Genomic DNA, 11,073 nt, shown 5'->3' with positions numbered 1-11,073 from the left:
CCGGATGAATGTCAGTGGCAACACAGCCGGCACTTCCAAAGTCGACATCACCAACCGTCACGGTTTTGGCGCTAAAACCAATAACGGCATCGAGATCATCTCCGTGGGGGGGAACTCTGATGGTCTGTTCACGCTCAATGGTGATTATGTCACCAAAGACGGCAAGCAGGCTATTATGACTGACTCGGCCTATGCCTATACGCTGCAAAAAGGCGGAACCAATACGCCAAATGACGGCAACTGGTATCTGGTCAGCAAGAATCCGAACGATCCGGTCAATCCTGTCAATCCGGTCGATCCGGATTGCGAGAAGACCAATACCTGTCCTCCAGGTCCTAACCCTGGTCCTAATCCGGGCCGTTACAGCCCCGCGGCTCCGATCTATGAATCCTATGGCTCGACGCTGCAGGCTCTGAACAAGCTGCCGACACTGCAACAGCGTGTGGGTGAGCGTTATCTGGGAGGCTCTGATCAGGCCAGTTCGGGTGCCAATGTGGGTGAAACCGACAGCAAGGCGATCTGGGGCCGCATTGAAGGCGCGCATAACCGTCATGAAAGTGCCTCCACGGCAGGTGATCTGCATCAGGATATCAACACTTTCATCATGCAGGCCGGTGTGGATGGTCAGTTCTATGAGGATGAGAATGGCACACTGTTTGCTGGCATTACCGGGCAATACGGCAATGCACGCTCGAATATCGACAACCGGACCGGTGACGGTTCGGGCAGCATCAGCACGCAAGGATGGGGGCTTGGTGCCACGGCCACATGGTATGGTACGTCCGGCTTCTATCTTGACGCACAGGCACAGGCCAACTGGTATGACAGCGATCTTCATGTCGATGCAGTCAACCAGACTCTCAGCAACGGCAATAAGGGCTTCGGTTATGCCCTGAGCCTTGAAGCGGGGCAGCGTTTTGCCATCAACCAGAACTGGTCGCTGACACCGCAGGCACAGCTCATGTGGTCATCGGTGGATTTTGACACCTTTACCGATAGCTATGGCGCGCGCATCTCCAATAGAGACGGTGATAGCCTGACAGCCCGGCTTGGTCTTGCTGCCAACTATGCCAATAGCTGGAAGGGCCATGATGGGCGGATGGTCAATACATCACTCTATGGCATTGCCAATCTTTATCAGGAGTTCATGGGTGACGCCCGTATGAATTATGCGGGAACCCATATGGCCACTGACAGCGATGATACATGGGGTGGGATTGGCGCAGGTGGCACCTATGCCTGGGCCGACAACAAATACATGCTCTATGGCGAAGGTTCCATCAACACGTCACTCAACCATTTCTCCGACAGCTACGCCCTCAAAGGCAATGTCGGCTTCAAGGTGAAGTGGTAGAAAACCCATAGTCGCAATCAAATTATCGCTCCCGGTGCCAAGCCGGGAGCGATTTGTTTATGCAAAATGCCACGTCTGCATCGATCATGCGACTGTGACCGGAATTTTTGATCGCTGTCGCAAAGCTTTTGGTCGGTGATATGCGGTCCTATTTTTAGACGCACTTATGCTGCGAGTTCCATCAGGCAACCAAACCGTCAAACGGTCATACCGGCCAGGTTCATCAAGAGGCGAAAGAGAAGCGCCACGATTGCCAGTGCCACCACGCTGCCGGTCCAGATCAGAATCATCCAACCAACACGCCGCAGCCACAGTTTCTGATGGTGAGGAGTGTTGGACATTAGTGATATCCTTCCCCTACCTTAACCTTGCCTCGGAACACATAATAGGACCATGCGGTGTAGGCGAGGATGAACGGAATGATAAACAACGCTCCGACCAGAGTGAAACCCAGGCTTTGAGGGGGCGAGGCAGCATCCCATATTGAAATAGCCGGCGGGATGATGTTCGGCCACAAGCTGATTGCCAGTCCCGAATAACCTAAGAACAACAGTAAAAGCGAAAGCAGGAATGGTGCGCCATGGCTTTTGCCTGACAAGGTTTTCAGAAGAATCCATGTGGCTAAGGCAACCAGTATGGGCACTGGCATAAAGAAGAACAGGTTCGGCAGTGCGAACCAGCGCGCTGCAATGTCAGGGTTGGCATATGGCGTCCAGAGGCTGACAATCACGATCGTCACCAGTACTGCTACGGTAATCGGGTGGCCAAGTTGTCGCATACGCTGCTGAAGAGCGCCCTCGGTTTTCATCACAAGCCATGTCGCTCCGAGCAAGGCATAGGCGAGCAACATGCCGACACCCGTGAACAGGCTAAACGGTGTCAACCAATCAAACATACCGCCAACATACGAACCGTCCCGGACTTCGAAGCCGTTGATAAAGGCGCCAAGCGCAAGTCCTTGGGAAAAAGTGGCAATGTAGGACCCCCACATGAAAGCTTTATCCCAGAACGCCTTGTGCCCCTCATCCGCCTTGAAGCGAAACTCGAATGCCACGCCTCGCCAGATCAGACCCGCCAACATGAGAAGAAGCGGAAAATATAGGGCGCTAAGGATAACGGCATAAGCCAGCGGGAAGGCGCCCAGCAAAGCAGCACCGCCCAGCACGAGCCAGGTCTCGTTTCCGTCCCAGACAGGCGCAACGCTATTGACCATAGCGTCGCGATCGTCCCGGTTGCGAACGAAAGGGAACAGAATGCCAATGCCAAGATCGAAACCGTCCATGATGACATACATCATAAGACCGAAGCCGATGATAAGCGCCCATATAAGAGGAAGATCAATGCCCATATTTTTTCTCCTCTTTAAACAATCGTTGAGTCAATATTATCGGGAGCAGCTGACAAGGGCCGCGCTGGCCGTTGAGACTGGCCCGGATCACGCGGCGGGTTTGCGTCTTCACTCTTGGCAGGCCCTTTGGCGACCAGCTTCAGCATATAGCTGACACCCGTACCAAAGACGGCGAAGTACATGACCATGAAGATGATCAAGGTGGTCGATAGTGCGAGCGCCGAATGGCTCGACACCCCATCCGCAGTGCGCATCACGCCATAGACCAGCCAGGGTTGGCGACCGATTTCGGTCGTGTACCATCCCGCCAGAATTGCGATCAGACCCGATGGCCCCATCCAGATTGCGAAGCGCAGGAACCATTTTTGTACATATAGCCCACTGCGCAACCGCAACCAGACGCTCCAGACACCGAGCAGGAGCATGAGCATGCCAAGACCGACCATGATGCGGAACGACCAGAACACCACCGTTGAATTCGGGCGATCTTCACGGGCGAATTCACTTAGCCCCGGATACTGCCCGTCAAGGCTATGCGTCAGAATGAGCCCACCCAGCCTTGGGATCTCAATTTTGTAGAGGGTTTCCTCGCTTTCCATGTCCGGCCAGCCGAACAAAATGAGCGGCACACCAGCGCCTGGCACATTTCGCCAATGGCCTTCCATGGCTGCGACCTTTGCGGGTTGATGCTCAAGCGTGTTCAGGCCATGCAAGTCACCAATAAAGATCTGTACGGGCGTAACCGCCAAAATCATCCACATGGCCATGGAGAACATTTTCCGCACGCGCGCATCTCTGCGACCTCGCAGCAGATGCCACGCACCTGAAGCGCCGACAAAAAGCGCCGTTGCCAGAAAGGCAGCCACGGTCATGTGGGCAAGCCGATAGGGGAAGGACGGATTGAAAATAACCTTGAACCAGTCCACCGGCACGACGACGTTATTGACGATCTCAAACCCTTGCGGCGTCTGCATCCAGCTATTCGATGCCAGAATCCATGTGGCGGAGATCAAGGTGCCGATCGCCACCATGACGGTCGCAAAGAAATGAAGGCCCGGTCCGACCTTATTCCAGCCGAACAGCATGACACCGAGAAAGCCGGCTTCAAGAAAAAATGCCGTCAAAACTTCATAAGCGAGCAGTGGCCCCGTTATCGATCCGGCAAAGGCTGAAAAGTAACTCCAATTGGTTCCGAACTGGTAAGCCATAACGAGCCCGGACACGACGCCCATCGCGAAATTGACCGCGAAAATCTGCGACCAGAAATGATAAAGATCGCGATAGACGGTATCTTTTTTCCAAAGCCAAAGCCCTTCGAGAACGGCGAGATAACTCGCAAGCCCTATCGTGATCGCGGGAAACACGATGTGAAACGAGATGGTGAAACCAAACTGGATACGAGCCAGCTCAAGAGCGGTCAGTCCGAGCATTGCGACTGAGGAATGTCGCTGTTATCCTCACCGAAAAGAGAGAACTGTCCGCTCTCAAACGTAACAGCAGATTTCTTTCGTGTATCGACAGAGAGTTGGAAGACGTCCGGCCGCGCATAATGCCCGGCAACGTCAAGGTCATATTTTCCGCGCGCAATAATGCGTCGGTCGATTTCGGCGATCTGGATCGTCTCACCGGTGAAATCGGGTTCCACCAGCACATTTCCGAGCGGGTCAATGATGCATGAGCCGCCTCGTATCAGGACAGTGCTCGGATCATCACCCTGAATCGGCGCATAATCGGCAGGGCCATCGCTCCTCGTGAGGTATTGGCACGCCGAGATCACAAAACAGCGGCCTTCGAGGGCGATCGTGCGCATGGTCGGAAGCCAGGCATCACGGTCATCTACTGTCGGCGCACAATAGAGCTCCACGCCCTGCGCATACATCGCGGCTCGAAGCAGCGGCATATAGTTTTCCCAGCATATGACACTACCGATGCGCCCGATCGGTGTGTCGACCACGCCGATCGTCGAGCCATCGCCAAAGCCCCAGACCAGTCGCTCCAGCGCCGTTGGCATCAGCTTGCGGTGCTTGTAGAGAAGCTTGCCTGCAGGAGAGTAGGTCAGGGTCGAGCAGTAGAGCGTGCCGCCATCCCGCTCGATGATGCCAACGACCAAATGCACGCCATTGTCCCGCGCGATCTCACCGATGCGCGATGCCTCCGGGCCTGGAATATCAATGGCACTCTCGAAATAACGGCGGAACTCTTCGCGGCCTTCCGGGCTTCGAAGCCCAAGCCGGGCACCGAAATCCAAACCCTTCGGATAGCCTCCGACAAAAGCCTCCGGGAAGACAACGAGCCCTGCACCTCGGCCTGCGGCTTCGCGGGTCAGCTCGGCGAGCTTCGCTACGGTCTTGGATGTGTTGAACAGGACAGGGGCGGCTTGAACGACTGCGGCTTTGATGAGAGACATGGCAAACAATCCTGAAATTACACGACGGCGCGTGTGCTGAGTGAGGGCTGCGTGATAAGGTTGGCAAGCTGATTGAGGCCATCTTCGAGATCTTCGCGGTCTGGCGCGACGCCAAGGGAAATCCTGACGGCTTCAATGGGATGTGCAACGGTTGCGAAGGCGGAAGAGGGGACGATTGAGACACCGGCACGGTCAGCATGCGCAGCAAAGTCAGCCGCGCGCCAATGTTGAGGCAGGTGCAGCCATAAATGGTGACCATGGGGGTCGGCCGCGTAATCATGACCTTTGAGGATTGATCGGGCCAGCTCTTGACGCGCTGCGTTCTCGTTCCGAATGGAGCGGGTAATCTCGCCCATGGTGCCGTCCGAAATCCATCGGCTTGCCAAGGCTGACATAAGCGGCGGAGCCATCAGGGTCGTCGCGCGCAGCACACCGGCAAGTCGAAGAGCCTTCGTGCTGTTGGGCGCAATCACATAGGCAACCCGCAAAGCGGGGCTTGCACATTTGGAAAGCGTGGCGATGTGCCAGGTGATGTCGGGCGCCAATTCCATCATCGAAACCGTGCGATCCGGTATCAGTGGTGCATAGGGGTCATCCTCGATGACCGCGACACCATTCTTGAGTGCTATAGAAACCAAAGCCCGACGGCGGTCTTCCGGCAAGGTCGCAGTGGTCGGATTGTCGATGCTGGGAATGACATAAATCGCCTTTGGCAAACGCTCGCGGCACAGCTTTTCGAAGGCGTCTGGAATGATCCCCTGCTCGTCCATTGCCAGAGGTTCAATCACCATTCCTTTCTGAACAGCAACCGCCTTGAGGCCGGGATAGGTCATGGCGCCGGTCGCCAATATGTCACCCCGATCAAGCAGCAGTTCACACACGGCGAACAATGCGCTCTGTGCCCCCCCTGAGACGACGATGCGGTCCGGCGTAACCCCTTCAATCCGGGGACGAAGCCAGCTTGCTGCGGCTTGCCTGTCCGGTTCTGATCCTGTGCTTTCCTGATAATGAAGATTAAGCAGCCCGCGCGTGCCCCCGAGAACCCCCGCGATTCCACTGGGAAAAACCTTTCTGAAATCGATATCAGACGGCTGTGAAGGAATGTTCATGCTCAGGTCAATCAGCGGCGGTGCCTGATCATGAGGCTCGCTATTGAGTGCCTCACGGATGAACGTCCCACGGCCCGCTTGTGCCTCAACGAGCCCCCGGCGGCGGGCTTCATTGCAGGCACGCGTGACTGTGGTGAGATCGACGTTAAGCGCCTCAGCGATCACGCGCTGCGCCGGCAACCGATCTCCCCCGGCAACCCTTCCGGAGCGAATATCGGCTTCCAACGCCTCTACGATACCGAGATATTTCATCCTCGCGTTTTCGATCAGTCGTGGCTTCCACATTTCGACCCCTCAAACTGTATGGCTTATTAACATACAGTTCTAATATCATGTATGGATACCAAAGGGAAGCGGAGATCGTGCTGCACATAAAGTTCTAAGAGCGCGGCAAGGACATCACGTCATTCGCGGTCTGAGCGAGTTACGCCCTGATCAATTGCCATTCTGCCCAGCCGCCCCATCAAGGGGCAACTGCCGCTTCACTGGATATACCCAAAAATTCAAAGCGTTGGAGAACTACACAAGCAGTTATGGCCTGTTGGATTCCTTATTCTCCCCCATTTTCTTCTCCTTCTCCTCTTTATCCTTATTATAATGCCATTTGATGGCGAAAAACATAGCCACAACCAAAACGATGGCTTTGAATATGCCGGCAATGATGGGGAACCAATCCCTGATTCTGAATCTTTCCAGGATTATTATGTGAACGGAGGAAACGTTAGCGAATGCGCCGTTTCCAGTGGTGTTTTCCAGCCGTCAGGACTGTCGAGCCAGGCCATGACGCCATGAGCAGACGAGCTGAGGCAATGACACTTCGAAACGGCGTATTCTCGAGAAGGCGCGCTATCAGGCAGCGCGCTGTATGGCGGGCCAACCAATATCGCTGCCTACAGCGAGAAGAGCATCGATAAGCGAATGCATATGAGCTTCAGTGTGGAATGGCGTCGGTGTTATGCGAAGCCTTTCCTGCCCACGAGCCACAGTGGGGTAATTGATTGGCTGGACGTAGATCGCGTGCTCGGTGAGAAGTCGTTCGCTGATCAGACGGCACAGATGCGCATCGCCGACGATGACGGGAAGAATGTGGCTTGGGGTGTCAAGGACGGGCAACCCTGCATCATTCATCATCGCCTTGAGACGGGTTGCATTGGCTGTCTGGCGCGCCCGTTCCTCAGGATGCGCCTTGACGTGTTGTATGGCTGCGAGCGCCCCGGCTGCGAGATGCGGACACAGCGAGGTCGTGAAAATGAAGCTGTCCGCCATGCTACGGATGACGTCGATCAAAATCGCCGGTCCGGTGACATAGCCACCCATCACACCAAATGCCTTTGCGAGTGTTCCCTCGATGATTGTCAGGCGATGCGCAAGCCCCTCGCGCTCGGCAACACCGCCGCCGCGCTGTCCATAAAGGCCCACGGCATGAACTTCATCAAGGTAAGTCAGAGCTCCGTGCTTATCCGCCACATCACAGATGGCCGAAATTGGGGCGATGTCGCCATCCATGCTGTAGACGCTCTCAAACGCGACGATCTTTGGACGATCCGGGTCGATCCCGCTCATGAGTTCATCAAGATGTGCTGCATCGTTGTGACGGAAGATAAATTTATCCGCGCCGGATCTGCGGATACCTTCGATCATCGAGTTGTGGTTCTGAGCATCCGAGAAGATTGCGCAGTTTGGCAGAACGCGACCCAGCGTACCGAGAGCGGCAAGGTTCGAGATCCAGCCCGATGTGAAGATTAGCGCAGCGTCTTTTCCGTGCAGATCGGCCAGTTCAGCCTCAAGGGCGACGTGCTGACGATTGGTGCCCGAAATATTGCGCGTTCCGCCCGTGCCTGCTCCCGAAAGATCGATGGCCTCGTGCATCGCGGCGAGCACGTCCGGGTGCTGGCCCATTCCGAGGTAGTCGTTGCTGCACCAGACTGTGACGGGCTGTTTTTGCCCGTCTGGACGATGCCAGAGCGCCGTCGGAAATTCCCCGGCAATCCGCTCTAATTCAGCAAATGTTCGGTAACGGCCGTCGAGCTTCATATCAGCAAGCAGATCTTCGAAAGACTTGTCGTAATTCATATCAGCACCCTTGGACTGTAGGTGCGGAAAATCACCTACATGACAGTATCATATCCATACAAATGTCGGGCTCTGTGTATGCCAATAAACAATACATTGCAATAGATTTGTACGCTTTGCGTTGGCGTGGATGTTGCAGAAACGTTGTCGCAATGGGTTTTGTCGCAAAAATTTGATCAGGCTGAAAGCAGCCAGATCGTCGGATGCACCTATGCTGCAAGCTCCGCAAATAACTGGGATGGTGGCTGATTGTCGTTGTCGACTTGACATCTACGGATCATGCGGGCCGCTTCGATGCCCGCGATTGTCGCTGAGGCTGAATGGAATGCCCTGAAGCCCATCATGTGTTTGGCAATGCGTGTGATAAAGCGGCAACCCAGTGCAAGAAGATTGTTGAGACATTTGGTCTACCGGATCGCAATTATGCCCGGAATATCATTGCTGGCGACGGCTTTCTTGGAGCGGGTTTCAATCGGAGTGGATCAGTTCTGCGCTCTCAAGGTTGGCTTAACGCGCATTTTTTCCGAAAGCCGTTTCACACTTTTTGGAATGCGCTCTAAAGAAAGGCCACGTTAGCCTTGATTTGCTGAAGATCTCAATCAGATATTGAACAACGGGCGCAAAAGAAAGCAGTATAAAGGATGATACTTTTTGGAAAAACGAATTCATTCGAAATCGACTGTCATCCACGTTCACCCCACTCAATCATGCGCAAAGATACTATCAAGGCTCAGTAAAAGTGAATTTTGCGATAAAGCCAGGCGATGCTATCCCTTTCGGGCAGCGGGTGAGAGTTCATAGCGACTTCGATTTTCCAGCGAGCTGGTTTAAACGCTCTTCATTTAGCGGCGCTATTTCGCTGTCCGAAATGAATTGTACGCCGATTTCGCAATTTTGCCGCCAAACGATCCGCGTCAGCAAGGCGCGGCCGTAAAAATCGTCGAACAGCCAGAAACGTTCTGGCAGACTGGGAACATCCGCGGTTCTCAATCGCGCGCCATGCGAAGCTATATCGCTGAATTGACATTCGATGATGAAACGCCCGTCGAGCCCAACAATTTTACCTGATCGCAAGCGTGTACGCTGTCGTTCTTCGCTTCGCCTTTCGCTTGTTGGCCTTTTGCGCACCATGATAACGTGCCTCTTGTTCCCTCTAAACAAGCTTCATAACAGTATTGATTTATCCAAACGTTACTCTCATCCGCGGTAAACCGACTTCTTTTGAATATGACTAATTAGGTGTCTAGAGCATTTCAAGCAAAAGTGTGAAGCCGTTGGGGTGGTGGGATGATACTTGAAAGCAAACAGATAAAGCATTTCCAATGACACAATCAAAACAAGAAATGCTCTAGTTGCGGGATTTGATGGTGGGGTTCATCCGCTCGACCTGATCATCGGTTCAATGAATGTATGGTCAAACTTCCTGCCGTGCTTAACCGCGATTTCCTAAAAGTCGGGAAGGGCAATGGAATAACGGGCATCGAAATATAAAATAATGCCCGACCCGGCATTTGCCGGGTCGGATTTCAAGAGCGCAGCGTCTCGTGTCCGTTTCTCTGCTGTTTTCAGGCGGCGAGAATGACTTTCATTGCCTTTTCGCGCGCAGCATTGCCGAACACTTCGTAAGCGTCCAGAATCTGATCGAGTCGGAAACGGTGCGTGATGAGTTTTTTCGGATCGAATTTACCAGCCTTGACGGTCTTCAGCAACATCGGTGTCGTGTTGGTGTTCACCAACCCCATCGAGATTTTTATGTTCTTGATCCAGAGATCTTCAATGCGAAGCTCGACTGGCTTCCCGTGAACGCCGACATTCGCGATATTGCCGCCAGCCGAAACGATCTTCTGGCAGATGTCGAATGTCGCGGGGACACCGACGGCTTCAATCGCCACATCGACGCCCTGTCCGTCGGTCATTTCCATGATCCGGGAGGCTGCGTCTTCTTCACCGACCTGAATGGTGTCGGTGGCGCCGAACTGACGCGCAAGAGCCAGACGCGCCGGGTCCATATCGATCATCACGATCTTACCCGGTGAATAGAATTGCGCCGTCAGGAGTGCAGACATGCCGACTGGCCCTGCGCCTACGATGGCGATCGTATCACCGGGCTTCACACCACCCGCCTGCACGCCGATTTCAAGCCCTGTTGGCAAGATGTCCGACAGCATCACCAATGCTTCTTCATCTGCACCTTGCGGGATCGGATAGAGCGAGTTGTCGCCATGCCGAATGCGGACAAATTCGGCCTGTGTACCGTCGATCGTATTGCCGAGCTGCCAGCCGCCATCATCACAATGGGAGTAAAGCTGTCGTTTGCAGTTTGGGCAGGAACCGCAGGATGTGATGCACGAGATCAGCACCGCATCGCCCCGGCGGAAGTTGCGAACCGCACCGCCAACCTCTTCAACAATGCCAACGCCCTCATGGCCGAGCGTCCGTCCTTCGGCGACGCTTGGCACATCGCCCTTCAGAATATGCAGATCGCTGCCGCAGATCGTCGTCTTCGTAATTCTCACGATGACATCCGTTGCTTCCTGAACGGTCGGCTTGGGCTTTTCGACCCAGTCTTTTTTACCTGGTCCGTGATAAACCAACGCTTTCATCATATCCTCCCTCGGGGGCATACCCCTCAGCATATTTTTGCAAAGATCACACAAACCTGACTCCTGTCCGGATAGTGAGGCGCCGTCGGCGCTTGCATGCAATGTAGACAACGACCGCGGATGGCCGAAGACTGATGGTTGGTCCATTCAGGAAGCCAGTACTCCAAATCAGAAGAAAT

The 11,073-nt window shown here is 54.3% G+C and carries 9 protein-coding genes and 1 pseudogene; 1 reads left to right on the top strand and 9 read right to left on the bottom strand.

What is annotated here, in order from left to right:
• The coding region (locus ABE527_RS13275; RefSeq protein WP_499697184.1) for an autotransporter family protein at positions 1–1,354 on the top strand (1,354 nt) is incomplete at its 5' end.
• 197 nt (positions 1,355–1,551) lie between these two features.
• Here ABE527_RS13275 and ABE527_RS13270 read toward each other — a convergent pair.
• The 9 genes and pseudogenes from ABE527_RS13270 to ABE527_RS13230 form a co-directional block, all read right to left on the bottom strand.
• Positions 1,552–1,695 carry a DUF2474 domain-containing protein gene (locus ABE527_RS13270; RefSeq protein ID WP_499697183.1) on the bottom strand — a complete coding sequence of 48 codons (144 nt, stop codon included), beginning with the start codon at positions 1,693–1,695 and terminating at the stop codon, positions 1,552–1,554.
• Positions 1,695–2,702: a cytochrome d ubiquinol oxidase subunit II gene (cydB, locus tag ABE527_RS13265; protein WP_499697182.1), complete on the bottom strand. Its 1,008-nt coding sequence runs from the start codon at positions 2,700–2,702 to the stop codon at positions 1,695–1,697. The genes ABE527_RS13270 and cydB overlap by 1 nt, the downstream gene beginning before the upstream one ends.
• Before the next feature lie 14 nt (positions 2,703–2,716).
• On the bottom strand, positions 2,717–4,132 hold the full coding sequence (locus ABE527_RS13260; protein ID WP_499697181.1) for a cytochrome ubiquinol oxidase subunit I: 1,416 nt from the start codon (positions 4,130–4,132) through the stop codon (positions 2,717–2,719).
• Positions 4,120–5,109, bottom strand: a complete 990-nt coding sequence (locus ABE527_RS13255) for a carbon-nitrogen hydrolase family protein (protein ID WP_499697180.1) — start codon at positions 5,107–5,109, stop codon at positions 4,120–4,122. The genes ABE527_RS13260 and ABE527_RS13255 overlap by 13 nt, the downstream gene beginning before the upstream one ends.
• Before the next feature lie 17 nt (positions 5,110–5,126).
• Positions 5,127–6,503 (bottom strand): aminotransferase-like domain-containing protein, encoded by a 1,377-nt coding sequence (locus ABE527_RS13250; RefSeq protein ID WP_499697179.1) that lies wholly within the window; start codon positions 6,501–6,503, stop codon positions 5,127–5,129.
• A gap of 564 nt (positions 6,504–7,067) precedes the next feature.
• The gene (hemA, locus tag ABE527_RS13245; RefSeq protein WP_499697178.1) at positions 7,068–8,291 is read right to left on the bottom strand and encodes a 5-aminolevulinate synthase; all 1,224 of its coding nucleotides are present in this window, start codon (positions 8,289–8,291) and stop codon (positions 7,068–7,070) included.
• Between the two features lie 209 nt (positions 8,292–8,500).
• Positions 8,501–8,695, bottom strand: a pseudogene (locus ABE527_RS13240) (IS6 family transposase); the annotation flags it as partial.
• A gap of 391 nt (positions 8,696–9,086) precedes the next feature.
• Positions 9,087–9,422: a PilZ domain-containing protein gene (locus ABE527_RS13235; protein WP_499694795.1), complete on the bottom strand. Its 336-nt coding sequence runs from the start codon at positions 9,420–9,422 to the stop codon at positions 9,087–9,089.
• Between the two features lie 434 nt (positions 9,423–9,856).
• Positions 9,857–10,894 carry a zinc-dependent alcohol dehydrogenase family protein gene (locus tag ABE527_RS13230; RefSeq protein ID WP_265986006.1) on the bottom strand — a complete coding sequence of 346 codons (1,038 nt, stop codon included), beginning with the start codon at positions 10,892–10,894 and terminating at the stop codon, positions 9,857–9,859.
• Positions 10,895–11,073: the final 179 nt, after the last annotated feature.

This window comes from Brucella sp. TWI432, from assembly GCF_039674445.1.
In the GTDB taxonomy this organism is placed as follows: Bacteria; Pseudomonadota; Alphaproteobacteria; order Rhizobiales; family Rhizobiaceae; genus Brucella; species Brucella chromiisoli.
Note: the sequence above shows the minus strand (reverse complement) of the source record. Positions and strands in the feature narration are given on the sequence as shown.